This window comes from Streptomyces sp. DSM 42067 (assembly GCF_055792885.1).
In genome coordinates, this window is record NZ_CM147706.1 from 1,075,677 (window position 1) to 1,099,619 (window position 23,943).

Genomic DNA, 23,943 nt, shown 5'->3' on the forward strand with positions numbered 1-23,943 from the left:
CTCAGGCTGTGGCGGTGGCGGTGGCAGCTGGGGGTGCCCCCTGCTCGAGCGAAGCCGAGAGCTTGGGGGAGTAGCGGTTGGCGGGGCGGGAGAGTCCGAGCAGCCCGCGCAGGGTGTCGGCCTCGTAGGTACGCCGGAAGGCGCCGCGGCGCTGCAGTTCGGGCACCAGACCGCGGGTGATCGCCTCGAGGTCGTGGCCGATCACGGCGGGGCGCAGCCGGAATCCGGTCAGTCCGGCCTGCTGCCACTGAAGGAGCAGGCCGGCCAGTTGCGCGGGCGTGCCCGTGAACACCTTCGCGTCGCTGGTGTACGCATGACCCGCGAGGCCGTCCAGGCGGTCTCGGCGGGCCGCCGCCGCCTCGGGGGTGTCATCCAGGAACACCACCAGATCGCCGAAGATGTGCAGGGGCGCCTCCGCACGCCCCGCCGCGGCCTGTTCGGTGCGGATCTCTTCGACGATGGCGCGGGCGTGGTCGGTGTCGTGCGGGGTGACGTATCCGATGTCGGCGGAGCGGGCGACCAGTTGGTAGGGCACTGTCTGGTGTGCCAGGGCGCTGACGACCGGCTGTCCCTGCGGTGGCCGGGGTGTGATCGAGGGGCCCTTGACACTGAAGTGCCGGCCCTGGAAGTCGATGTAGTGCAGCTTGTCGCGGTCGATGAAGCGGCCGCTGGCGACGTCCCGGATCTCGGCGTCGTCCTCCCAGCTGTCCCACAGGCGGCGGACCACCTCGACGTAGTCGGCGGCCTCGTCGAAGAGTTCGGTGACCAACTCCCGTACGCCCGGGTCGTCCAGATCTCCGATGCCGAACTGCGGGAACTCACGGCGGCCGAAGTGAGCCGCCTCGTTCTGCCGCGCCGACACCTGGATGCGCAGGCCCGCGCGCCCGGTGCTGACATAGTCGAGGGTGGCTATGGCCTTGGAGATATGGAACGGCTCTGTGTGGGTGGCCACCACGGTCGGTATGAGGCCTATGTGCCGGGTCAGCGGGGCCACGCGCGCGGCGATGAGTACCGCGTCGAGCCGCCCGCGCACCTGGTCGGTACGACCGTCCGGCTCCGCGAAGTGTGAGGACTGGAGCCCGAGGCCGTCCTCGAAGGTCACGAAGTCGAGCAGGCCGTGCTCGGCCTCCTTGACGAGGTCGGCCCAGTATCCGGCGGTGAACAGGTCCCGCGGGCGGGCCTCCTGTTCGCGCCATGCGGCCGGATGCCAGCCCGCGCCGTCGAGCGCGACGGCGAGGTGCAACGGAGCGGAAGAAAGGGGTGAAGGAGGGGGTGAAGCGGGCAGCGAAGAAGCTGAGGACACGGGCAGGTGCCTTCCTGATCGACCGTATGAGGGAGCCGAACGACATCGGAGGTTCGGCTTCGAGACAACAGGTCAGGAGCAACAGAGCGCGCCGGCCACGCGCTGAAGGTCGATGTGGGGCCGCGAGTACAGGCGGACACGGCGGCGCGGGGCGAGAACCATGACACGCGTCCGGGACAGGGGTGCCATGACTGTCACCTCCGCCCTTCCGACTCGTGGGCCCGAGGCCGCCGCCGCGCCGACATCGCCCATGCGCAACCGGGGTCCGGCGAGCGGAAACCCGGCGACCGGCACCATGGTGCCGTGACGTACAACGCTTCGGCTACGCCGCCTATTCCGCCTGCTCGATCCAGGGGCGTACGCGTTACGGGTGCGACGGAGCACGGCTGCCTTCCGGGCCGGCCGGGCGGCCGCCCGGGGCACGGACCAGCAGGAAGTCGGTGTAACGGCGCAGCGTGAAGCCGATCGACTCGTAGAGCCGGATCGCCCCCGTGTTCGCGGCCGAGGCGTGCAGGAACGGGGTGTCTCCGCGTTCCCTGATGCCCGCCGCGACCGCGCGGACCAGTCGGGTGGCCAGGCCCCGGCCGCGGTGCGCCGGATCGGTGCAGACCGCGCTGATCTCCGTCCAGCCCGGCGGGCGCAGCCGCTCGCCGGCCATGGCGATCAGCCGGCCGTCGTGCCGTATGCCGAGGTAGGTGCCGAGTTCGACGGTGCGGGGCAGGAAGGGCCCCGGCTGGGTCCGGGCGATCAGCTCCAGGATCTCCGGTACGTCGGCCGGGCCGAGCCGCACCGCTTCCGGTGCGGACTCGGCACGCAGCGACGTGTCGACCAGCTGCACACCCTTGATCCCGTCCACGAGCTCCCACCCGTCGGGCGGCGCCGTCACTCCTGGGACCGCCGTCTCGCCTCCCGGACCCACCAGCGCGGCCAGGTCGTCCCAGGCACGCGGGTCCGCCGGATCGGCGAGGGCCGTGAACGGTGAGACGTCCGCGGGGTAGCGGGCGGCGCGGCCGACGCGCTCGGCGAACCGGGCGTGCGGGCCGGTCAGCGCGGCCCAGGCCGGATTGTCCAGGATGTGCGGAGCCGCTGGGCTCTGCGGCTGGGGCTCGTGGACACTGGTCGACATGTCGGTTCGGGATCTCCGTCCGTGATCAGGAGTTGTTCTCGGGCAGCCCGGGCGGGTTGACCTCCGCGGTGCTGACGGCCTCGTTGGACAGGTTCCAGGCTGCCAGCCACTTCGCGTACTGACCGTTCTTGATCAGGTAATTGACAGCGTCCGCGACGGGCTTCGCTATTCCGCTGTCCTTCTTCGTGGTCGCCGCGATCAGGCCCTGGAGCGTGGCGCCGGCGCCGGAGTAGGTGCCCGCGCTGCGCGTCGGGTCCGGGGACTTGGCGGTCTGCGTGACGTGGTACGCGACACCGGGGTTGGCGGCGAAGTAGGCGTCGATCTTCCCGCCGGTCAGCGCCAGGTAGGTGCTGTTCTTGCTCGCGAAGTGCTTGACGGTGAGCTGCTTGCCCTCCTCCTTCAGCTTGGACTGCCACTCGAGGAGGATCTTCTCCTGGTTGGTGCCGTTGTCGACGGCGACGGTCTTCCCGGCGAGGTTCTGGTAGTCGCCGTCGAAGTTCCACGTGCTCTCCTTCAGCACCTCGAAGCCGACGTTGTCCTTGCGGTAGGAGGCGAAGTCGTACTTCTTCTTGCGCTCCTCGGTGTCGGTGATGTTGGAGAAGGCGACGTCGACCTTGCTGCTGTCGATGCCGACGAACATGTTCTCCCACGTCGAGTTCTTCAGCTCCGGCTGCAGGCCGAGGACCGCGGCGACCAGGCGGCCGAAGTCGGGTTCCGCGCCGGTGAGGGTCTTCTGGTCGGAGCCGACGTACGCGAGGGGCGGGAAGCCGTCGGGCAGGGCGCCGACACCGATCACCAGCTTGCCGCTCTTGCGGACGGACTCGGGCAGCCCGGCGCTGATCGACTTCACCTCAGAGACCTTGAGCTCGGTCTCCTTGGCGGCTCCGTTGGACAGCCGGCCCACGGTGACCGTGCCCTGGGCGTCGGCCTTGGCGGTGGCGGCGTCGCTGTCGCCTCCGCAGGCGGCGAGTCCGGTGGCGAGGGTGGCGACGGCAGTACCTGCCGTGAGAGTGCGGATGAGTCTGTTACGGAGGCGGAGGGTACGCATGGCCGTCCTTGTTCTCGGTGTGCGGAGGTGGCGGTTTCTTTGGGGGGAGTTTCGAAGGGGAAGTCAGAGCACCTTGCTCAGGAACTCCCTGGTCCGCTCGTGTTGCGGGTTGTCCAGCACCTCGGACGGCGGCCCCTGCTCGACGATCCGGCCGCCGTCGAGGAAGACGATCCGGTCGGCGACCTCGCGGGCGAAGCCGATCTCGTGGGTGACGATGACGAGGGTGGTGCCGCTGGTGGCCAGGTCCTTGATGACGGCCAGCACCTCGCCGACCAGTTCCGGGTCCAGCGCGGAGGTGGGTTCGTCGAAGAGGATGACGCCTGGCCGCAGCGCGAGCGCGCGGGCGATGGCGACCCGCTGCTGCTGGCCTCCCGACAACTGCCGCGGGTAGGCGGCGGTCTTGTCGCCGAGACCCACCCGGGTGAGCAGCGAGCGCGCCAGCTCCTGGGCCTCGGGCTTCCGCAGCAGACCGGTCGCCACCGGAGCAGCGGCCACGTTGTCCAGCACGGTCAGATGCGGGAAGAGGTTGAAGTTCTGGAAGACGAAGCCGATCCGGCTGCGCTGGGCGAGGATCGCGCGTTCGCTCAGCTCCTTGAGCCTCCCCCAGCCTTCGGCCGGGGGGATCCCCATCTCGCTGCGCTCACCGTGCCGGCGTACGCCGATCAGCTCGCCGTTCAGGCTGACGTAGCCGATCTCGGGCTTCTCCAGGTGGTTGATCACCCGAAGCAGGGTGGACTTGCCGGAGCCGGACGGTCCGAGGATCACCGTGACCTCACCGGGCCGTACGGTCAGGTCCACGCCGTCCAGAACCCGGTGGGTGCCATACCACTTGTGCACGTCGTGGACCTCGACCGCGGCGGGCAGCGCCTGGGAGACGGTGGTGCTCTCCGTGGTGGTCATATCGCCGCCTCCCTCTGGACGCGGGCCCGCAGATCGCGCACGCCGGCCCGCACCTTCTGCAACGGAGTCGGCGGGAGGGTGCGCACCGCACCACGCGAGTAGTACCGCTCGACGTAGAACTGGATGACGGAGACGATGCTGGTGAGGATCAGGTACCAGATGGTGGCGACCAGCAGCAGCGGCACGATGTCGCCCGGATAGGTGCTGCCCATGCTCTGCACCGAGCCGAACAGGTCGAGGAGCGAGACGTAGAAGACCAGCGAGGTGCTCTTGATCAGGCCGATCAGCTGGTTGACGTAGTTCGGCGTGATGGCCCGCAGGGCCTGCGGGAAGACGATCCGGGCGAACTGGTAGCGCTTGGGCAGACCGAGCGCCGATGCCGCCTCGTGCTGACCCTGGTCGACCGACAGGATGCCGCCCCGCACCACCTCGGCCGCGTAGGCGGCTTCGTTGAGGCTCAGTCCGACGACCGCCACGACGATGTCGGTGGCGAGCCGCGACTCGTCGAAGGTGAAGAAGGCGGGCCCGAACGGCACGCCGATGCTCAACGTCTTGTACAGCGCACTGAAGTTGTACAGGAACAGCAGAACGACGATCAGCGGCACCGAGCGGAACAGCCAGATGTAGACCCAGCTGACCGCCCGCAGCACCGGGCTCCTGGAGAGCCTGCCGAGGGCGAGCAGGATGCCGCCTAGGAGACCCAACACGGCGCTGTAGGCCGCCACTTCGAGGGTGATGACCAGACCGTCGAGGATCACCGGGCGTACGAACCAGTACGCGAAGCGGTCCCACTGGTAGAAGGGGTTCGTCACCAGCCCGTGGGCGATCTGGGCGACCAGGACGAGGACGACCGCGGTGGCGATCCACCGTCCGGGGCGGCGGAGCGGAAGCACTCGTTGCGCCGAGAGCGGCCGCGGTGCGGAGTCGCTGTCGGATCGCTTGGAGCCTTCGTCGGGTCCTTCGATCGGCTTTCGGGAGCGTACGGAAACCGGCACGGCCTGGGAGGCCGGGGAAGGTTCGGGGCGGGGAATCGCCTGGGCAGGGGGTGCTGAGCCGGAGGACACAGCAGAGCCGGGCGGTTCACTCATGGAGGACTCCAGCAGAATCGGGCACCCGGCCGCGCAGGCGACGAGGTCGCAGCAGAGCGGGAACAGCTCTGAGGGACGAAGCGCACTGGAGCGGGCGGAACGGGGTGAGGCGGGAGAGAGAACGCCGACGACGGCGGCGAACCTCAGGGATTCAGAAAGCCGTCAGCCTCGACGGGATGGAGAAAAGCCGTCAGCCCTGACAGAGGGCGCGGCAAGAGACGCAACACAGTGCACTGTTGACCCGGAGCAGATCGACGGGACGGTTCGCACACGTCGTGACGCGACCGTGGCGCCGCCATGCGGCCATCCCCGGAGCTGCGTACATCGCCGTCACCGTTACCGTTCCGCCCCCGCGGGGCCTCGCGCTTACCGAAAACCAAGATCCGGTCCGGTCGTCACCTGGGGCACCCCACCGCGGTGCGAGGGTTGCCGGCCAGCGAGCCAGGGCTTGTCGCTGACACTCATGACCGTTCTGCGCCGTAAGGTAGGCAGCCAGCGGCGGGAATGTCAATGCGCGCCAACCGGCTTCGTACGGCCCGGCGTCGTCGCCGCGTCCGGGACACATCCGGCATGGTGGCCGCCCGATGCGGCCGACTCAGCGGTACACAGCGCGAATGGCCAACTTCCAAGGAAATGGCGCCATTCGGGATGAGATATCTTTCTCGTGCCAGCCGTCGGATTCGTCATGGAGCGGCGCTCACGCCAGCTGCTTGACAGGGACACGTATCTCTTGGTTTTCTTCCCGGCATGTATCCGGGAGTCTTTCTGACGGCGCGGCGCCATGTCGACTTGGTTCGCCTGTCCGCCAGCCTGTGTCGACCCCGGATGGCCTGCGTCGACGCCGCGCGCACGTCCAAGTCCCGCGCCTGACCAGACCTTTTCCCGCCGCGTGACTGCCCGCGACTGTCCAGGTAATTCTCAGTCGTGGGCTGAGCGATCTTTTTGCCACCGCACCGCATCACGGCACGTAATTCGCCGGGCAATTTCCACAGTTCTCCTCTTCTGCCGACAAGTGTGCCTTACGGCAGTCGGACGGGACGTTGCCCGGAGCCGCCATGCCGCCATGCCGCCATGCCGCCATATCCCGACTTCCCCTTCCAGGAGACCAGTTGTCCTCCGCCCTTCACTCCCGTTCCCGGCTGCGCACAGTGCTGGCGACCGCCCTCACCGCGGCGGTGGTCTCCGTCGCCGCGTCGGCGGCCCCCGCGAGTGCCACCGGCTCGGTGTTCACGCCGGTGCCCCCGCACAACCCCTACGCCGGCCCGGACGGCACAGCCACCATGCACGGAGACACCGGCTCCTCCGACACCACACCGCTGGCCGGGCCGGGATCCGGCACCCTCACCTCGAAGCGGGTGGCGCTGGCGTCGGCCTGCCCGACCGTTCTCGTCGGGTCCGACGGCTATCCGGTGGTGCTGTGCACGCCCATCTTCGGGCAGGTCCCCACGGTCCATCTGCTCGACCCGGACGACGGCAGCTCCATCGCCGAACTCGCCCTGACCAAGGGCTCGTTGCTGGGCGGCGTGTACGCGTACATCGATCAGGAGGACCGGCTGGTCGTGATCGACGGCAGCAGGTCACTGCTGCGGGTCGGCCATCACCAGGACGCGGACGGCGACTGGAAGCTGACGATCGACAGGAGTCTGTCGCTGACCTCAGTGATACCCGAGGACGACGCGGTGACCGGACTGTCCCCGGACTGGCGGGGACGGGTGTGGTTCGCAACCGGCAACGGGCTGGTGGGCACCGCCGACGACCGCACCGGCACCGTACGCACCCTGCGACTGCCCGACGGCGAGAAGGTGGCGAACAGCATCTCCACCGCGCCCCAGGGCACCCTCGTCACCACCACCCAGGCCACCTACCTACTGACCGCGACCGCGGACGGCACCCCGCGCATCTCCTGGCGCCAGGAGTACGACCGCGGTTCGGCCCGCAAGCCGGGCCAGCTCAGCTGGGGCAGCGGCTCCACGCCCACCTTCTTCGGGCCGGGTGACGGCACCGACTACGTGGCCATCGTGGACAACGCGGACAGCCAGGTGAAGCTCCAGGTGTACGAGACGGCGACCGGCCGCCGGATCTGCTCGACACCGGTGCTCGTGTCCGGTGGCGCGGGCAGCGAGAACTCCCCCATCGGCGCGGGCCGCAGCGTCTTCGTGGCCAGTACGTACGGCTACCCGTATCCGGCCGTGCCGGCCGACGCCGGGGACAGTGTTCCCGCATCGGCGGACTTCAAGGGCGGTCTGACCCGGGTGGACGTGCGGGCCGACGGCACCGGCTGCGATCTGGTGTGGGACAACACACTGCGGTCGGCGGCGGTGCCCAAGCTGTCCCTGGCGGACGGCAAGCTGCACACCGTCCTGCGGGATCCCCTCATCGCGGGCACGTACGGCACGAGCCTCCTCGACCCGTACCGCTACGCCGAGATCGACCCGGACACCGGGAAGGTCGTCCGCAGCTTCCAGGTCGGCGTCGGCTCCCTGTACGACTCGCTCCAGATGGCGGGTACGGCGGCACCGGGCGGCGTCTACTACCAGGGGACGGTGACCGGCGTTCTGCGGATCACCACCAAGTGACGGGCTCCTGAGGGCCCGGCGGCTGCGCGCCGCCGGGCCCTCTGAGCTGCGGTCAGAGGGCCGCCATGTCACAGGACCTTGGAGAGGAAGGCGCGGGTGCGCTCATGACGGGGAGCGTCCAGGACGTCCGAGGGCGGCCCCTGCTCCACCACCACTCCCCCGTCCATGAACACCACGGTGTCGGCGACCTCGCGGGCGAAGCCGATCTCATGGGTCACCACGATCATGGTGGTTCCGGTGCGGGCCAAGTCCTTGATGACGTCGAGGACTTCGCCGACCAGTTCCGGGTCGAGCGCGGAGGTGGGCTCGTCGAACAGCAGCACCTTGGGTTCGAGGGCGAGCGCGCGGGCGATGGCGACGCGCTGCTGCTGGCCGCCGGACAGTTGGCGCGGGTAGGCGTCGGCCTTGTCGGCGAGACCGACCCGCTCCAGCAGCCGCCCGGCCGCCGCCACGGCGTCCTTGCGCGGACGTCGCAGCGCTGACACCGGCGCCTCGACAAGGTTCTCGAGCACGGTGAGGTGCGGGAAGAGGTTGAAGTTCTGGAAGACGAACCCGATGTGGGTGCGCTGCTTCAGAACCTCCTTCTCCTTCAGTTCGTGCAGTTTGCCGCCGGACCGGCGGTAGCCGATCAGCTCCCCGTCGATGCTGATCCAGCCGCGGTTCAGCTTCTCCAGGTGGTTGATGGTGCGCAGCAGCGTGGACTTGCCGGAGCCGGACGGGCCGAGGATCACGGTGACCTCGCCCGCCCGGACCTGCAGGTCGACGCCGCGCAGCACCTCGAGCGGCCCGAAGCTCTTGTGGACGCCGTGCACGTCCACCATGACGTCGCTCATCGGCCGCCTCTACTTCTGCTCGGGTGGGTTGATCCGCGACTCCTCTATCGCGGAGGCGCCGGTGCCCCACTTCTTGAGAATGCGGGCGTACGTGCCGTCTTCGATCAGCTTGTTGACGGCGGCCTGGAAGGCGGGGGTGAGTTCGGAACCCTTCTTGAAGGCGAAGCCGACGTCGAGCCGGTGGAACTCACCGAGGAAGGTGGTGCCGGCGGCGGGCTGGGCGGCCTGGTAGCGCAGGCCGTTGATGGTGGACATGATCACGTCGATGCGGCCCTGCTGGAGCGCGGTGAGCGTCGCCCCGTTCTCCGAGAAGACCTTCACGTCGTACGGCTTCTTGCCGGCCTTGGCGCACACGCCCTTCTGCGCCTCGAGGGTCGCCTCGAACGTGGTGCCGGCGCCGGTGCCGATGGTCAGCCCGCACAGCTGCGTCAGTTCGGTGACCTTGGTCCCGAGCTTCGTGTTGCCCTTCTTCACGGCGAAGCCCTGGCCGTCGTTGATGTAGGTGACGAAGTCGATGGTTTTCAGGCGTTCGGTGGTGACGCCGAAGTTGCCGGTCCCGAAGTCGTACTTGCCGCTGCCGAGGGCAGGCAGGATCGTCTCGAACGAGGCGTCCTGGCGTTCCAGCTTGACGCCGAGGACCTTCGCCACAGCGTCCGCGAGGTCGATGTCCTGGCCGGCGGGCGGCTTGCCGGTCCCGTTCGGGTAGTACGCCCCGGGCGGGAACCCGATGGAGCTGCCGACGCGCAGGGTGCCCGCCTTGCGTACGTCGGCGGGCAGCAGGGCGGCGACGGAGTCCACCTTCTGTATGGAGGCGACCGGGTTGTCGCTCGGCGCGGGTGAGGCCTTGGCGCCCACGGGAGCGCTGTCGTCGGCCGTGCCGGAGCCGCACGCGGTGAGTGCCAGGAGGGGCAGCAGCGCGACGGAGGCGGCGGCGAGACGCAGACGGGTTCTGATGCCTGGGAGGTTCACGGGCCGAGGCCTTTCAGGTGCGTATGTCGGTGGCGAAGTGGGCGGAGAGGTGCTTCTCGAAGGGCAGGGGGCCGATGGTCTCCGGGTCGGCGTCCGTGTCGAAGAGGGGTGTGTAGCCGGTGACCAGATACAGGCCGCGGACCTCGCGCCGGCGTGGTCCTGTGGTGAGGTGGATCCGCCGGTGGCCCCCGGGCGCGGGCCTCCCGCTCGTCCTCAAGTCCTCAAGTCCTCAAGTCCTCAAGGGATGGTGAGCCGCACGCGGGCACGGCGGAGCAGCCCCTGTCACGTTCGTATGTGACGGTTCTTCAGCTGAACGCGCGGGTGCGGCATCAAGAAAGGGTGATGAGTGATGACGCCAGTGGCATGAGGCCTCGGGCGGGAGGGGGGCGGCGGCAGCGTGCGTCCGGGCTCGCAGAACCGCCGGTACGCCTGTCAGCGCACGTGTACGGCGATGGTGCGAGGGTGGAACTCGGCCCGCGACGGGTTCAACCGAGGGAGGGAAGGGCCGGTCAGACAGCCCGCTGCCGGGTCAGGCGCAACACGCTGCGGACCACACCCGACCGAAGTCGATGTGATCGCGCGTGACCAGACGCTGACCGGCATTCATGCGGTCAATTGAGCAGTACATTCGTTATTCCGTCAACCAGTGCCCGGATGCCGGACGGGTGTTGGCCGGTTCCCGGGCCCTGTTGACACATCCGGGCCGGTGGCACATACGATCGATGGCGGACCGGCTCCCCTCGTGCGGAGCCTCTCCGGCCGCGTTGAGGGACGCGGCGAACGTGATGACGCCAGGACCCGGCCGCACACCGTGCGCGGGCAGTGTCGCCCGCACCGTATCCGCGCAGTGTCCGACTGCTCCGATGTCGGCTCCGCACCCGCGCGATGCCTGCGTACGTGTGCCGCCCGAACGGTCACCCACGCCCCGCAACTCCCTCTTCCGGAGAGCCTCCCGATGGTCTCGCCTTCCGAAGTCACCACTCCTCAGGCCGGATTCGTCCCGCCCGACAAAGAACCGGCCGACAAAGAACCGGCCGCCAAAGACGTTGCCGCCGAAGACCTGCCGGCCATCGGTTCCGGTCGCGACGACCTGCCGCGCATAGTGCCGCGCCGCCGCGTCGGCCGCTGGCTGGCGGCCGCCGCGGCGCTGCTGGTCTTCGCGATGGTGCTGAATTCCGTCGTCCGCAACCCCGCCTTCCAGTGGGGTGTGGTGGGCCGGTACTTCACCACGAGTGCCGTGCTCGACGGGCTGCTGCTGACGCTCTGGCTGACCGCTGCGGTGATGGTGCTCGGCTTTCTGCTCGGCACGCCGCTGGCGGTGATGCGGCTGTCCGGCAACCCCGTGCTGCGTACGCTCAGTTGGGGCTATGTGTGGATCTTCCGCTCCACTCCGCTGCTCGTGCAGCTGCTGTTCTGGTTCAACATCGGCGCCCTCTACCCGACGCTCGGCCTGGGCATCCCCTTCGGCCCGGAGTTCGTCACCGTCAAGACGGTCAATCTGTTGGGCCCCGCCCTCACAGCCGTGATCGGGCTGACGCTGCACGAGGCCGCGTACGCCGCGGAGGTGGTGCGCGGCGGCATCCTCTCCGTGGAATCCGGCCAGACCGAGGCCGCGCAGGCCCTCGGTCTGAGCAGAACGCGCACACTGCGCCGAATCGTGATCCCGCAGGCGATGCGGTCCATCGTGCCGACGGCCGGGAACATGCTGATCGGCACGCTCAAGGGCACCAGCATCGTCAGCGTGCTCGCGGTGCACGACCTGCTGTACTCGGTGCAGTTGGTCTACAACCAGACGTACCAGGTCATCCCGCTGCTGATGGTGGCCACGCTCTGGTACATCGCCGTCACGACCGTGCTGAGCGCGGGTCAGTTCTACGTCGAGCGGTACTACGCGCGCGGCAACGCCCGGGAACTGCCGCCCACCCCGCTGCAACGGCTGCGCGGGCAGTCCGCCGCCGTACGCGCCCGGCTGCGTGCGGCGACTGCCGCCGACGCCCGGCCCGCAACCGGCGGTGACCGGTGACCGACGCACCGGTGATCAACGCACCGACGACCACCGCACCCGCTGCTGTCCTGGCCGTCGTCGGAGCGGGTCCGCGCGCCACGGGCGTACTGGAACGCATCGCGGCCAACGCGTCCGAACTGTGGGACGGCCGACCGCTGCACATCCATCTGATCGATCCTCACCCGCCGGGGCCCGGCAGAGTGTGGCGGCATGAACAGTCGCCACTGCTGCGGATGAACTCCATGGCCGAGGACGTCACCATGTTCACGGACGAGTCCTCGGTGATCGAAGGTCCGGTACGGCCAGGCCCCACGCTGGCCGAGTGGGCCGCCCAGTTCTCCGGTGGCGAGGTGCGTTTCGCGCCATACGCGGAGCCGGCCGACCCGGACGTGCTCACCGAGCTGCGCGAGCTCGAAGGGTCCGACTTCGCCACCCGACGTGCCCAAAGCGCCTACCTGGACTGGGTGTTCCGCAGAACGCTGACCGAACTGCCCTCGCACGTCACGGTCGAGTGGCACCCCACCACGGCGACCGCCGTCACCGGCCCGCCGGACGGGCCGCAGCAGGTGCACCTGGCCGACCGGGCCACGCCGCTCACGGCCGACCTTGTGCTTCTCACCCAGGGGCATCTGGACACCGTGCCCGGGGCAGGGCACCGCGAACTGTCCCGGTTCGCCCGCCGCCACGGGCGCTTTCACCTTCCGCCTGCGTTCTCTTCCGACGTCGACCTGTCGGGCCTCCGGCCGGGCGAGCATGTCATCCTGCGCGGCTTCGGGCTGGCCTTCGTCGACCTGATGGTGCTGCTGACCGAGGGGCGGGGCGGCACGTACCGCTCCGAGGCGGACGGCAGCCTCACGTACATGCCGTCGGGGCGTGAGCCCGTCCTGTACGTCGGGTCGCGCCGTGGCGTCCCGTACCACTCCAAGACCCGCTACCAGCTCCAGGGCCCGCGGCCGCCGCTCCCGCGCCACTTCGGGCCCGCGGCGGTGGACGCCCTGCTCGCCGAGGGCCGGCCGCTCGACCTGCGGCACGACGTGTGGCCACTGATGGCCAAGGAGATCGGCTTCGCCCACTACCACGAGTTGTTCCACGCCGACCCGGAGCGCACCGCCCTGCCGTGGCGGGACTTCCTCGCCGCCTACGACCGCCTCGGCTGGTACTCCGACGAGATGACGGCCCTGGTCGCGGGGGCCGTGCCCGATCCGGCTGACCGGCTGGGCTTCGAGGCACTGGACCGCCCGCTGGACGGCCTGGCCTTCCCCGCGCCGGACGCTTTCCAGGAGCATCTGCGCGACTACATCGCCCAGGACGTCGCCCGACGCGAGGACCCCGCCCACAGTGCCGACCTCGGCGCCTTCCTCGCCCTGCTCTCCGTCTACGGCCAACTGCCCCGCCTCGTCGCCTCGGGACGGCTGACCGCCCGTTCCGTCGCCGACGGGCTCGACGGCTGGTGGCACGGCTTCTTCAGCTTCCTTGCCTCCGGCCCGCCCGGCTTCCGGCTGCGCGAGCTGCTCGCCCTGTCCCGGGCGGGGATCGTGCGCTTCCTCGGCGCCGAGCTGCGGGTCGGCACCGACGAAGACAGCGGCACGTTCACCGCGTCCAGCCCCACGGTCCCCGGGCACGCCGTCACGGCGACCGCGCTGATCGAGGCGTACCTTCCGGGCGCGTCCCTGGGCCGTACCGAGGACCCGCTGCTGCGGGGCCTGCACGGCGCGGGTGCCCTGAGCGAGGAGGTCATCAGCGACCCCACGCACACTCACCGTTCCGGTCTGCTGACGGTGACGACGGACGGCGCGAGCCACGTCGTCGACCCCACGCTCGGCGGCCCGCACCCCCGGCGGATCGCACTCGGTGCCCCGACGAACGTCCGCGGTGTCGCGGCCTTCGCCCGCCCCCGCACCAACGCCCCCGCCTTCCGCCAGAACGACGCCGTGGCCCGCGCGTTGCTCAGGACGCTGGACGCGGCAGTCGGCGGAGAGGCGCCGGCCTCGCGTCCGCCCTCCGGAAGCGTGGGGAGCGGACGCTGAGGCGGATCCCACGGACGGATCAACGTACGGATCACAGGTCTCAATGAACGGATCACACGTCTCAACCTACGGATCACACGTCGGCCAGCAGGATCTCCGGGCGTTCCACGCAGTCGGCCACGAAGCGCAGGAATCCGCCCGCCACACCGCCGTCGCAGACCTGGTGGTCGAAGCTGAGGGAGAGCTGCATGACCTTGCGGACGGCGAGTTGGCCGTCCACCACACCCCGTAATTGTTGAGGGTGAAGGTCCCGCCGGTCAGTGACTGCGGCGGCAGGCGGTCGGAGACGTCCAGCAGGTCGTCGCTCACCGCGCGGACCGTACGGTCCTCGACACGCAGATGACGGCGCCGCCGCAGTCCCATCGGGTGGACGGACGTCGCCGCGTAGAAGGGCCGCGCCGCGTCCGCGCGCCAGTCGACGCGCAGCGGCAGGTCGCGGTCGTCCGTGTGCAGGCCGAGCCGTCCGATCCCAGCCGCCCCGCTGGCCGGGAGCCACTGCAGAATCGGCTACCAGGCACGCCCAGATGGTCAGACGCCCTTATTGGACTTTGATGAGAGTGACCTTCATGGATGGTCTGTAGGTCAATCCATCATCGGTGCGCTCGTGCAGGACGGTCTGGACGCGGTGGTTGTCACTGAACTCCACGGTGGAACGAGTGGTGTCGCCTTGGTAGGTCCACGTGTCGCCACGCGCGACCAGGCTGCTGACGGTCACGTTGCCCTGGCTGTCGAAGAAGTGTGACCTGTAGTCGCCACTCGTCTCGTCGTACCCGATGATCTCCACGCCGCCGACATCGAACTCTCCGATGCGCCCGTATGCCGAATGGACGACGAAGAACCCACCAGGAGCCCACTCGTACACGTCAGAGGTTGTGATCGCCGCCCCAGGGCTTCCGTCATCGTTGATCATGTGGCCTTCGTTGATCCACCTTCCCACCCAGGCGTCGAGCGCATCGTGCTGGGGTCCCCGTCTGGATCCCTGACTGTCGGCGTACTCTGCGCCTCGGTTGACTGCCACTACTCGTGGTGTCGTCTCCTCCGTCATGCTTGCTCCCCTTACGGTCGTCCCCCGTCGCACTTCGTCCTTCGTGTAGATACACCGAAGGGGTGAACTGCACTCGGCTGGGTTACTCAGGTCCGGCTGCGATGCGCCACAGCGGCGGCGTGTACTGCTCCGGACGCCTGCTGATCAGAAGGCGGCGCAGGTCCTCGCGCAGGGAACCGCTGAGGTTCAACGCCTCGGTGATACGGGCGAACGTCGAGTGGGTGACTCCGCGGTTCCGGGCCTCGGCCTCGAACTGGTCGAGCCGGAGCAGCACGGGCTCAGGGTCGAGCCTGACCGGTGGCTGCTCCTCGAGCCGTGCGGCCTGGTCGCGTTCGTCGTCGATCTCCGAGTGGCCGCAGACTTCGCGGCTGTGCGCCTCCACCTCGTTCAGAGTGGTGGTCGCCATGATGGCGCGGGCCAGCTGGTTGCGGCTCAGCGCCTCGTCCAGGTCGACTTCATGGACTGTCGGGCCTTCGTCGGTGAGGGGAACGGCGGGCCCGGCGCCTCGTACCTCGCAGGTGCCGCGTACTCCTCGGGCCGTTGCCGCCAGCATCCCGGCTGCCTCGGACGGGTGCCACTCCAGGACCGAGTTGATCGGCTCCACGTCCTTCGCAAGGAAAGGGTGGACAACACGGCCGAGGATGCCGCGCAGGTCGTCCGGCGAGAGTTCACCGTCGAGACCAGGGCCTGCGACCAGGAGTCGGATGGGCGCGTTCACCTGGCAGCACGCGGAGAGCGTGAGGGCGTCTGCAAGCGGGCTCTTCAGCGTCGGTTCGTCGCCACGCGCAACGATGTCGCCACCCACGTCGAGGAGATCGATCGACGTCGGTGACAAGCGGCTCACGAGCTCTTCGAGTTGGCGCGTGATGCCCTCAGCCCCGTGATGCGGGTCGATCAGCGCGAACGTGTGCGGGAGCTCTGCCGCGAGTCGGGGGAGGGTGGAACGTGCCGGAGCGATCGTGCGGGCCTCGGGCGGCACTGCCCAGACTGCTGGGGTGAGCTGTTCGAGGCCGGTGAAGTTGTCCGGCCCTCTGGGGCCGGGCACTGGGTCGACCAGGAGGCGATCCCACGCGTACGTGAGGATCACCGCCTGGTCCTCGTCGCCGTAGAGGGCGTCGTGAAGCATTGCGGCGGCGACTGCGTCGCCCCCTCCCCCAGCCGCGACGATCAACCGCGTCATGCGCTCAGCCTACGGGATCGACGATTGACCGCTCACGCTCAGTGTTCGCTGTGACGTGCCGAATCTGAGCCCGGCGAGATCGGGCAGACGCCCTGCGGCTCACGCCGGAGTGGCGTCTGTGCGGTGCTGGATCGGGGTGTCGTTCGACGGGGCAAGGCACCAGTCGAGGAGTGAGGGCCAGGATCCGTAACCGGCTTCCAGGTCGAGGTGGGCCGCGCCGGGCAGGACGTCGGCAGGGAGGCCGAGACGTTCGCCGTACACGGAAGCGGCACTTTCCGGGAAGTAGGGATCGTTGTCGCTGGCGACGAGTCGGGTGTACTTGGCGGCGGAGGAGAGTTGCCCGGCCGTCACCGGCGGCGGGGTGAACTCCGCGACCTCCGCGTACTGTTCCAGCACGCCCGCAGATGGCGGGGCGACGAGGAGGACCCGGTCGACGGGGACCGGCACGGCGTTGCGGGCCACGGCGTGCAGCCACAGCAGGCAGGCCAGGCTGTGGCAGATGACCGTGCGTTGCTGTCCGCGCAACTCACCAAGGCGGGTGCGGAGTTCAGTCAGCCACTGTTCCAGATCGGGGTCGTCCGGATCGGGCAGCTGGGGATAGTCGACAGCGTGCCCGAGACCTGTGAGCCGGTCCGCCAGCCAGTGCTGCCAGTGTCCGGCGGGGCGGTGGTTCTGCCAGCCGTGGAGCACCAGGAAGCCGCGTTCGATCGTGGTTTCGGTCATGGTCTCTCGCATTCAGAGGGGACGACGCGGCCGCAAGGCCGGGAAGCTCGAAGAGATTGTGGGCGTGGCTGATCATGCAGGTCTTGCCTGGGAGGAGGGACGCCGCAGCGCAGTGACCATCGAGGCCGTCCCCGGCCCCTCTCGGACACAACTGAACCCGCCGTCGAGGTTCACGCCGAAAGTGCCTGATCATCGCAGTCGCTGTCCTGCACGCAGGCAGCAGCCAATGCGTCCAGGGACACCTCCAGCGCTGCGGCCAAGGCCGCCACGGTGAAAAACGCGGGGGTCGGCGCCCGACCGGTCTCGATCTTGCGCAGCGTCTCCGCCGACACTCCCGCCGCCGCGGCGATCTCCACCATGCTGCGATCGCCGCGTGCCTGACGCAGCAGCGCGCCGAACCGCTCTCCGCGCCGCCGTTCCCATGGAGTCAAAGGAGTTCTCACCATGCCCGTGATACTAATACCGGTATAAGAATTGGATGCCCGCGACTGAGAAGGGGATCGCTGGACATGGTGGAGATCAAGACCGACGCGGCGCTGGACGCGATGCGGGAGGCCGGGCGTGTCGTGGCCCACGCCCTCGCCGCCGTCAGGGAGGCCGCGGGCATCGGGGTGTCCCTGCTGGAACTGGACGAAGCGGCCCGCACCGTCCTGATGGAGGCCGGGGCCCGCTCGCCCTTCCTCGGCTACCGGCCGCCCTTCGCCCCTGTCCCCTTCCCAGCGGTGATCTGCACATCGGTCAACGACGCCGTCGTCCACGGCATCCCCACCGGCTACCGCCTGCGCGACGGCGACCTGGTCAGCGTCGACTGCGGCGCGGAGCTCGACGGCTGGACCGGCGACGCCGCCATCAGCTTCACCGTCGGCACCCCACGGCCCGCCGACGTGGATCTCATCGCCGCCACCCAGCGCGCTCTCGACGCCGGCATCGCCGCAGCCAACCCCGGGAACCGGATCGGCGACATCTCCCACGCCATCGGCACCGTCGCGCAATCGGCGCGCTGCGGCATGCCCGCCGACTTCGGCGGCCACGGCATCGGCCGCCGCATGCACGAAGACCCCCACGTCCCCAACCGAGGACGCCCGCGCCGCGGCTTCCCCCTACGCCCCGGCCTGACCCTCGCCATCGAGCCCATGCTCATGGCGGGCGGACGCGACGACTACCGCACCGGCAGCGACGGCTGGACCCTGCACACCATTGACGGCAGCCGAGCAGCCCACATCGAGCACACTGTCGCCATCACCGAAGAAGGCCCCCGCATTCTGACGCTGCCTTGACCATTCGCGGCCTTCGCACCCCCGATATCACCCGCGCGTTCGCCACGAACCCACCAGTCCACACTCGGAACCAGCGGCATCGGACCCTCAGATTTTACTGACCAGCGTTCAGTTTTCGCGTACTCGCGGGGATCCAGGCCCTGGACTGCCAGCGCTCCCCCGAGAGGCGAAGTAACGTTCGGCACAGACGCCCGGCGGTCACGCGCCGGGGCCAGCCTGGGCCGCGGAGGCGGCCTCGGCCATCTCGCTGCGGCGACGGCGCCCACCCGGGCAGGCGAGCGGATGCCCAAGGCTCGCCCCTCATGGGGGCGGATATCGACGGCGTGATCTCGTCCGTTCGCCGCCCGACCGTGGCGTGCTGCAGGCGACACCCTGTACTCCACGAGGTCGGCTTGGCGCAGCGGCCCCACAGCACCAGTCGTCGATGGCCGGTTACGCTCGCCCAGGGCGCAGACGCAGAGGCGAGGAGACGAACACCATGAGCGCGCGGGTCACGGCTGTCAGCTGCAATGGGACGTACTCCTTCAGCAAGCCGAACCGGGCAAGCATCACTCTGCTCACCGGGCTCGGCGTCGAGGGCGACGTCCACGCCGGCGAGACCGTCAAGCACCGCTTCCGCATGAAGCATGAGCCGCAGCAGCCCAATCTGCGCCAAGTGCATCTCATGCACGAAGAGCTCTTCGACGAGCTCGCCGAGAAGGGTTTCAGTGTCGCCGCGGGTGAGCTCGGTGAGAACATCTCCACGCGTGGGATCGACCTGCTCGGCCTGCCCACCGGCGCGTTGCTGCACATCGGTGCGGAGGCGATCGTGGAGGTCACAGGCCTGCGTAATCCATGCTCGCAGATCGATGCGTTCCAGAAGGGCCTCCTGAAGGAGGTCTTCGAACTGGACCCGGACACCGGTGACTTCACCTTCAAGTCCGGAGTCATGAGCGTGGTCCGGCAGGGCGGGGTGGTGCGTCCTGGCGATCCGATCAAGGTCGAACTTCCCACCGGCCCGCACCGGCCGCTGGAGCGCGTCTAGGCAACGTGGCGCCTCACGGGCGAGCCGGGCCCCGACCAGGCAGCCCGGCCCTCGACGCGGGATCCCTCAGGACGACAGATCAGCCGGAGAACCCGTACGAGAGGCGATGACGGCGGGCTCGGGCTCGGGCTCGGCGCCAGTGCGTACCGGAACGCCGCGCCGTCCGGCCAGCCGGCACCCGAGGCAGCCCACGTGCCCCTCTGGCGCGGCACGGTCCCGGACCCGGAGGCCCCACTGGTCGGCAGACCGTGGGCCAGGCGGTTTGCCCCAGCCCGCGAGGTGCAGGCCCCATGTGACCAGCACCGCTAACGCCATGACACCGAGCCCCAACCAGATCCCCGGGCCCCAGCCGCAGATGCCCACGCCGGTGACCGCGGCCCCGGCCGTGGCAACAGCGCAACCGACCCATCCGGCGACGGTGTGGCCCTCGTCGTGTTGTCCGCTCACGTGCCTGCCTCCTCGCGCCGCCGGGCCGGTGCCGCGGCATGCCGCGGCCTCCACCGGCGCCGGACTACGATGCCTTAGCAAGTGAGGAATTTATCTTACGCACTAAGGAAATTCAATGGAGGGCAAACCCCGCCCGGCCGCATCGCCCTCGGACGCGATCAGCGCGATGGACGACCTCATCGCGACGAGCATGGTCGGCCAGCAGGAATTCGCCCGGAACCTGGGGCTGAGCGTCACGGACCTCATCTGTTTCGCGTACGTCCTGGAGGCCGGGGACTCGCCGGTGACCGCCGGCGACCTGGCCGCCCGCGCACACGTCACGACGGGGGCGGTGACCGGCATCCTCAACCGGCTGGAGCGCGGCGGCTTCGTGACCCGAGAGCCTGACCCCGCCGACCGGCGCCGGGTGCGCGTCGCCGCCGTCCCGGCCGCCGCCGAGCGGGTGCGGACCGTCTACGAGCCGTACTACGCGCGCCTCGCGGAGCTCTTCGCGGACTACACACCGGATGAGATCGCCGTACTCGCCGACTGGTTCACGCGTGCCGGTGCGCTGGCGCGCGCTTACCTGGACGAGTCGTGCGAGACATGATCTTCCGGCGGCTGAGGACGAGGGGCATGGAACATCGACCGGCACCCGCGGTCACCGTCACCCTGGCCAAGGGCCGTGGAGGGATCCGGACCGACCGACTCCATTCGACTTCCCGACGATGGGTCGTATCAACCGATTACGCAGCGTTTATTGGGGTAGGCGCAGTTCAGTAAAGCATCATTTGGAGGCCGCCATGATCGTGCTCGGCGTCATCCTGCTCGTGATCGGGCTCATTACCGGGATCAGCATTCTGTGGACCATCGGAATCATCCTGGCAGCCGTCGGCGTCGTCCTGTGGCTGCTGGGCACAATGGGCCACGCAGTAGGCGGCCGCCCCCACTACTGGTGACTGGTGATCTCCGTTCCGATCAGCGCGACTGCCGGTGATCAGCTGCACATGGCGCTACAGCGTCGAGCCAGGTCAGCTCCTGTGCGGGACGGGCACGCAAACCTCCGGCGAGTCAGAACCCCGGCCTCCTGCGAGGCCGGGGTTCACTGTCGTGGCGGGCACAGCTGACGTGTCATGCCCGCCGGTCGCCCGTCAGCCATGGCTGGTGTCGATGACACAGAAACGGTTGCCCTCGGGATCGGCGAGCACGACGAAGTCGGCGTCGTCCGGATAGAGGTCCCAGTCGACGCGCTGAGCACCCAGGGACACCAGCCGCTCGACCTCAGCGGCCTGGTCGGCAGCGTCCCCGGCGTACAGGTCCAGGTGGATCCGGGGATGCTCCTGGACCGGCGTCTCGCTCAAGCCGAGCGACAGCTGGACCCCGACCCCTTCCGCCGGCACGAGCACCACCCAGTCGTCTTCCATTTCCTCGCGCGGGACGTATCCCAGGGCCTCCATCCAGAATGCGGCTGCTCGAGGCACATCCGAGACGCCCAGCACAACGGATCCGATTCGCAGCATGCGCCGATTCTGGCGGATAGCAGAGACCCACATGGTCTCGCCACCGGCCGTTTGCAAAACCCTGCCAGTCGTTTGGTAGCGGACTGCTCAACAACCCTTCAGATGCGGAACATCGCCACTTCGCCGCCCACGGAGAACGTCTGCCGGTCACCCCCATCCGACACAAAGGATCCGCATCTCACACGAGTTACGAGAGTTCCGGCCACATCTCCCGGAGAACCGTCATCGCCGGCGCAGCCACGACTGCCGCGGCCCTGACGGTTCCGTTGGCGGCGGGGTCCGCGCAGGCCGCCACCACGACCACTGGTGCCGGCCCGGTCGTGGTCGTCTCCCCGTGCGGGCGTGTTCGAGTGACACTGCGTCTGGCCTCCGGCACCCCGACGTACTCCGTTTCCGTGGACGGCGTTGAGGTCGTCCCGCCCAGCCCGCTCGGGCTCACTCTGGAGGACGCGGACTTCACGTCGCGTCTCACGCTGACCGACCGGGGCCGTCCGAGGAGGGTGAAGGTCGACTACGGTCGTGAACCGCTCGTCGGGACTCTCACCAGGTGTCACCTACCGGTTCGCCCGCCAGGCGGTGAAGCCCAGCAACGCCTCACGGCAGTTTCCCGGACGGCTTGACGCGCTGGCCACCCCGAGGGTCAGCCCTGGCGACACCACCGTGAAACCGTCCAGGCAAATGCGTAGCCGAATCCGTTGACGGCCCAGTGCAGCGCCGCGGGTGCCAGGAGACTGCCCGTGCGGCGCCGCACCTCGCAGAGGACCACCCCGGCGGCGACCGTGGCGGCGATGGCTGCCGCAACGGTCGGCGCCACACTGGCCGACCCGCTTCCCAGAGCCGACTGGACGGCGGTGTTGGAGCGGTTGAGCCCCCGTGAGGGCAGCAGATGCCAGAGCCCGAAGAGCAGTGACGACACCGCGGTGGCCCACCTGGTTCCCCGCCGACGCCTGATCATGGCCCACAGGACGCCACGGAAGGCGGCTTCCTCCAGCAGCACGGTGCCCAGCGGCACACGTACCAGCACCCTCCACAGCAACTGCTGTACGGACAGGCCTGCGGCCCGGGCGTCACGGAAGGCCTCCCTGCCCGCCGGTACGGCCAGGACGAGGAGGAAGACGACGAGGACGGCACCGACCAGGACCGCCGCCCACCGCAGTCCCCGGCGCAGAGCCACCGCGTCGAGCCCCACGTCGGCCGGGGTGAGGCCGTCCCGGCGGGCGATCAGGAGCAGCACGGCGGCGGCGATCCCACACGTGAGCACGTAGGCGCCCGGCGCGAGCCAGTTGTTGAGCAGGTTCGCGGCAACCAGGACGACGACGACAGACAGGATCCACATCCTTCTTCCAGGATCCCCCGTCACCGCCCGAGCGCGAGACCCGCGACCCCGCAGCCCTGCGGCGCCGCGAGGACGGCGGGGTACCGGCGCCCCGCAGTCCCACGTCTCACGTCCCGCAGTGCCGCGCCCGCCGTCCCGCGCTCCGCGCCCCCGCGCCCCCGCGCCCCCGCGCCCCCGCGCCCCCGCGAGGAGCATCCGCCGATCACAACCGGACGATGATCAAGGCGGTGTCGTCGCGGCCGCCGCCCGCCAGGCCCAGTCGGGTCAGCAGGGTGTCGGCCAGGTGCTCGGAGTCCAGCCGGCAGCACTGGCCGAGGATGTCGGTCAGCCGGGTCAGGCCGGCGTCGAGGTCTTCGCCGCGGCGTTCGATCAGGCCGTCGGTGTAGAGGACGAGGGTGTCGCCGGGGCCGTAGGTCGCACTGGCCTGGGGGCGGGGGACATGCTGCGGCCGAACCGCGAGGGGCGGGTCGGTGGCCCGGTCCAGCAGCTCGCAGGAGCCGTCGGCGTGCACCAGGACCGGGGGCGGGTGGCCGGCGTTGCTGTAGATGATCAGGCAGCTCACAGGGTCCACCAGCGCCTGGACAGCGGTGGTGTTCAGCGCGCCCTCGACCGAGCGGGCGTACAGGCCCAGCACCTCGAGCGCCTGCGCGGGCCGCTCCAGGGCGCGGATGGCGGCGCTCAGCGCGCTGCGGAGCATCCCCATCACGGCGGCGGCCTCCAGGCCGTGGCCGACGACGTCGCCGACGGCCACGGCGAAGCGGCCGTCGGCCAGATCGACCATGTCGTACCAGTCGCCGCATACGTTCAGCGATCCGGTGGCGGGCAGGTAGCGCACGGCGACGCCCTGGTGCCGAGCCAGGTCCGGGACCTGCAGCATGGCCTCCTGCAGGGCGACGGCCACTTGGCGCTCGCGAGTGTGGGCCTGCCGCAGTTCCTCGTTCAGCAGCTGCAGCTCCCGGGCCCGCGCGTACAGCTCGGCCTCCAGGACCTCACGCTCGACGACCGGCCCGGTCGGCGGTTGGGCGCGGGAGGCGCGGGTCTTGACGAATGCGGTGACGTCCTCCACCCGGTGGATGATCCAGGCCACCGACCCGTCCGGACCGAGAACCGGAGTGTTGATGGGCGACCACCACCGCTCCTCGAACACATCCAGCCGTCCCATGACCGGGATGTCGTACTTCTGCAGCGCCATCGTGTCGGCCTGCCTCAAGGCCAGGACCCGCTGCAGCGAGGTGTTCAGGTTCCGCACCCCGTCGGCCTCCGGGTCGGCCGGATTATCGGGGAAGGCATCGAAGATGTGCTGCCCGATCAGGTCTTCCCTGGTCCGCCCGGTCGCGTCCAGGTAGGCCTGGTTGACCTCCACGATCACCAGGTCCGGGCCCAGCACCAGATAAGGGCTCGGCGTGGCGGCGAACAGCGCCGCGTAGTCGATCCCGGACACGGCCACCGTCCTCCCCCTCCCTTCCGTCTTGTCCCCTTTGCGGACCCGCCCCTCCTCTCACGCTAGGGTCCGCCCAGCTCACGCGCCCGTTACGAC

General features: G+C 69.5%; 25 protein-coding genes, 3 pseudogenes and 1 riboswitch. Of the genes and pseudogenes, 9 read left to right on the forward strand and 19 right to left on the reverse strand.

Annotation, left to right across the window (positions count from 1 at the left end; genetic code table 11):
- Position 1: 1 nt before the first annotated feature.
- The 6 genes from ACSMXV_RS05165 to ACSMXV_RS05190 all read right to left on the reverse strand — a co-directional run bounded on the left by ACSMXV_RS05165 (position 2) and on the right by ACSMXV_RS05190 (position 5,465).
- Positions 2-1,303: an LLM class flavin-dependent oxidoreductase gene (locus ACSMXV_RS05165; RefSeq protein ID WP_473176519.1), complete on the reverse strand. Its 1,302-nt coding sequence runs from the start codon at positions 1,301-1,303 to the stop codon at positions 2-4.
- A 72-nt stretch (positions 1,304-1,375) separates the two neighbouring features.
- On the reverse strand, positions 1,376-1,600 hold the full coding sequence (locus tag ACSMXV_RS05170) for a putative leader peptide (RefSeq protein ID WP_473176520.1): 225 nt from the start codon (positions 1,598-1,600) through the stop codon (positions 1,376-1,378).
- 67 nt (positions 1,601-1,667) lie between these two features.
- The gene (locus tag ACSMXV_RS05175) at positions 1,668-2,429 is read right to left on the reverse strand and encodes a GNAT family N-acetyltransferase (RefSeq protein ID WP_473176521.1); all 762 of its coding nucleotides are present in this window, start codon (positions 2,427-2,429) and stop codon (positions 1,668-1,670) included.
- A gap of 25 nt (positions 2,430-2,454) precedes the next feature.
- Positions 2,455-3,477 (reverse strand): transporter substrate-binding domain-containing protein, encoded by a 1,023-nt coding sequence (locus ACSMXV_RS05180; protein WP_473176522.1) that lies wholly within the window; start codon positions 3,475-3,477, stop codon positions 2,455-2,457.
- 63 nt (positions 3,478-3,540) lie between these two features.
- Complete coding sequence (locus ACSMXV_RS05185; RefSeq protein ID WP_473176523.1) at positions 3,541-4,377, reverse strand: amino acid ABC transporter ATP-binding protein; 837 nt, start codon at positions 4,375-4,377, stop codon at positions 3,541-3,543.
- Positions 4,374-5,465, reverse strand: a complete 1,092-nt coding sequence (locus ACSMXV_RS05190) for an amino acid ABC transporter permease (RefSeq protein ID WP_473176524.1) — start codon at positions 5,463-5,465, stop codon at positions 4,374-4,376. The genes ACSMXV_RS05185 and ACSMXV_RS05190 overlap by 4 nt, the downstream gene beginning before the upstream one ends.
- Before the next feature lie 357 nt (positions 5,466-5,822).
- A riboswitch (SAM riboswitch) is annotated at positions 5,823-5,934 on the reverse strand.
- A 278-nt stretch (positions 5,935-6,212) separates the two neighbouring features.
- On the opposite strand from ACSMXV_RS05190, the gene ACSMXV_RS05195 reads away from it, so the two are divergent.
- Together ACSMXV_RS05195 and ACSMXV_RS05200 are read left to right on the forward strand one after the other, a co-directional pair.
- Entirely contained in the window at positions 6,213-6,335 is a 123-nt protein-coding gene (locus tag ACSMXV_RS05195; RefSeq protein WP_309484567.1) for a putative leader peptide, read from the forward strand.
- A 239-nt stretch (positions 6,336-6,574) separates the two neighbouring features.
- Positions 6,575-8,041 carry a hypothetical protein gene (locus tag ACSMXV_RS05200; protein ID WP_473176525.1) on the forward strand — a complete coding sequence of 489 codons (1,467 nt, stop codon included), beginning with the start codon at positions 6,575-6,577 and terminating at the stop codon, positions 8,039-8,041.
- Between the two features lie 68 nt (positions 8,042-8,109).
- Here ACSMXV_RS05200 and ACSMXV_RS05205 read toward each other — a convergent pair whose 3' ends face one another.
- From ACSMXV_RS05205 to ACSMXV_RS05215, 3 genes and pseudogenes are all read right to left on the reverse strand, one after another.
- The gene (locus ACSMXV_RS05205) at positions 8,110-8,874 is read right to left on the reverse strand and encodes an amino acid ABC transporter ATP-binding protein (protein ID WP_473176526.1); all 765 of its coding nucleotides are present in this window, start codon (positions 8,872-8,874) and stop codon (positions 8,110-8,112) included.
- A 9-nt stretch (positions 8,875-8,883) separates the two neighbouring features.
- The gene (locus tag ACSMXV_RS05210; RefSeq protein ID WP_473176527.1) at positions 8,884-9,843 is read right to left on the reverse strand and encodes an ABC transporter substrate-binding protein; all 960 of its coding nucleotides are present in this window, start codon (positions 9,841-9,843) and stop codon (positions 8,884-8,886) included.
- A 13-nt stretch (positions 9,844-9,856) separates the two neighbouring features.
- Positions 9,857-10,058: pseudogene (locus ACSMXV_RS05215) on the reverse strand (GNAT family N-acetyltransferase); the annotation flags it as partial.
- 740 nt (positions 10,059-10,798) lie between these two features.
- Here ACSMXV_RS05215 and ACSMXV_RS05220 point away from each other — a divergent pair.
- Complete coding sequence (locus tag ACSMXV_RS05220; RefSeq protein ID WP_473176528.1) at positions 10,799-11,866, forward strand: amino acid ABC transporter permease; 1,068 nt, start codon at positions 10,799-10,801, stop codon at positions 11,864-11,866.
- The gene (locus ACSMXV_RS05225; RefSeq protein ID WP_473176529.1) at positions 11,863-13,875 is read left to right on the forward strand and encodes an FAD/NAD(P)-binding protein; all 2,013 of its coding nucleotides are present in this window, start codon (positions 11,863-11,865) and stop codon (positions 13,873-13,875) included. Before ACSMXV_RS05220 ends, ACSMXV_RS05225 begins: the two co-directional genes overlap by 4 nt.
- Before the next feature lie 73 nt (positions 13,876-13,948).
- Here the strand turns inward: ACSMXV_RS05225 and ACSMXV_RS05230 are convergent.
- The 6 genes and pseudogenes from ACSMXV_RS05230 to ACSMXV_RS05255 all read right to left on the reverse strand — a co-directional run.
- A pseudogene (locus ACSMXV_RS05230) lies at positions 13,949-14,151 on the reverse strand (2-oxo acid dehydrogenase subunit E2); the annotation flags it as partial.
- A gap of 12 nt (positions 14,152-14,163) precedes the next feature.
- A pseudogene (locus ACSMXV_RS05235) lies at positions 14,164-14,352 on the reverse strand (hypothetical protein); the annotation flags it as partial.
- 61 nt (positions 14,353-14,413) lie between these two features.
- Complete coding sequence (locus tag ACSMXV_RS05240) at positions 14,414-14,920, reverse strand: DUF1579 family protein (protein WP_473176530.1); 507 nt, start codon at positions 14,918-14,920, stop codon at positions 14,414-14,416.
- 82 nt (positions 14,921-15,002) lie between these two features.
- Positions 15,003-16,100: a DUF1152 domain-containing protein gene (locus ACSMXV_RS05245; protein ID WP_473176531.1), complete on the reverse strand. Its 1,098-nt coding sequence runs from the start codon at positions 16,098-16,100 to the stop codon at positions 15,003-15,005.
- A gap of 99 nt (positions 16,101-16,199) precedes the next feature.
- On the reverse strand, positions 16,200-16,823 hold the full coding sequence (locus ACSMXV_RS05250; RefSeq protein WP_473176532.1) for an alpha/beta hydrolase: 624 nt from the start codon (positions 16,821-16,823) through the stop codon (positions 16,200-16,202).
- 170 nt (positions 16,824-16,993) lie between these two features.
- A complete protein-coding gene (locus tag ACSMXV_RS05255) occupies positions 16,994-17,269 on the reverse strand; it encodes a helix-turn-helix domain-containing protein (protein WP_473176533.1) in 276 nt (91 codons plus the stop codon).
- 63 nt (positions 17,270-17,332) lie between these two features.
- On the opposite strand from ACSMXV_RS05255, the gene map reads away from it, so the two are divergent.
- Together map and ACSMXV_RS05265 are read left to right on the forward strand one after the other, a co-directional pair.
- Complete coding sequence (gene map, locus ACSMXV_RS05260) at positions 17,333-18,100, forward strand: type I methionyl aminopeptidase (protein WP_473176534.1); 768 nt, start codon at positions 17,333-17,335, stop codon at positions 18,098-18,100.
- Positions 18,101-18,578: 478 nt separating this feature from the next.
- Positions 18,579-19,124, forward strand: coding sequence for an MOSC domain-containing protein (locus tag ACSMXV_RS05265; protein ID WP_473176535.1), 546 nt, complete (start codon positions 18,579-18,581; stop codon positions 19,122-19,124).
- A 66-nt stretch (positions 19,125-19,190) separates the two neighbouring features.
- Here ACSMXV_RS05265 and ACSMXV_RS05270 read toward each other — a convergent pair whose 3' ends face one another.
- Complete coding sequence (locus ACSMXV_RS05270) at positions 19,191-19,571, reverse strand: HGxxPAAW family protein (protein WP_473176536.1); 381 nt, start codon at positions 19,569-19,571, stop codon at positions 19,191-19,193.
- A 115-nt stretch (positions 19,572-19,686) separates the two neighbouring features.
- Here ACSMXV_RS05270 and ACSMXV_RS05275 point away from each other — a divergent pair, with 115 nt between their 5' ends.
- Entirely contained in the window at positions 19,687-20,160 is a 474-nt protein-coding gene (locus ACSMXV_RS05275) for a MarR family winged helix-turn-helix transcriptional regulator (RefSeq protein WP_181864098.1), read from the forward strand.
- Positions 20,161-20,353: 193 nt separating this feature from the next.
- Complete coding sequence (locus tag ACSMXV_RS05280) at positions 20,354-20,509, forward strand: DUF6131 family protein (RefSeq protein ID WP_473176537.1); 156 nt, start codon at positions 20,354-20,356, stop codon at positions 20,507-20,509.
- A 192-nt stretch (positions 20,510-20,701) separates the two neighbouring features.
- On the opposite strand, the gene ACSMXV_RS05285 is transcribed toward ACSMXV_RS05280, so the two are convergent.
- Positions 20,702-21,070 (reverse strand): VOC family protein, encoded by a 369-nt coding sequence (locus tag ACSMXV_RS05285; RefSeq protein WP_473176538.1) that lies wholly within the window; start codon positions 21,068-21,070, stop codon positions 20,702-20,704.
- A gap of 320 nt (positions 21,071-21,390) precedes the next feature.
- On the opposite strand from ACSMXV_RS05285, the gene ACSMXV_RS05290 reads away from it, so the two are divergent.
- The gene (locus ACSMXV_RS05290; RefSeq protein ID WP_473176539.1) at positions 21,391-21,690 is read left to right on the forward strand and encodes a glycoside hydrolase family 97 N-terminal domain-containing protein; all 300 of its coding nucleotides are present in this window, start codon (positions 21,391-21,393) and stop codon (positions 21,688-21,690) included.
- 20 nt (positions 21,691-21,710) lie between these two features.
- On the opposite strand, the gene ACSMXV_RS05295 is transcribed toward ACSMXV_RS05290, so the two are convergent.
- Both ACSMXV_RS05295 and ACSMXV_RS05300 read right to left on the reverse strand, forming a co-directional pair.
- Complete coding sequence (locus ACSMXV_RS05295; protein ID WP_473176540.1) at positions 21,711-22,406, reverse strand: lysostaphin resistance A-like protein; 696 nt, start codon at positions 22,404-22,406, stop codon at positions 21,711-21,713.
- A 202-nt stretch (positions 22,407-22,608) separates the two neighbouring features.
- On the reverse strand, positions 22,609-23,853 hold the full coding sequence (locus tag ACSMXV_RS05300; protein ID WP_473176541.1) for a SpoIIE family protein phosphatase: 1,245 nt from the start codon (positions 23,851-23,853) through the stop codon (positions 22,609-22,611).
- Positions 23,854-23,943: the final 90 nt, after the last annotated feature.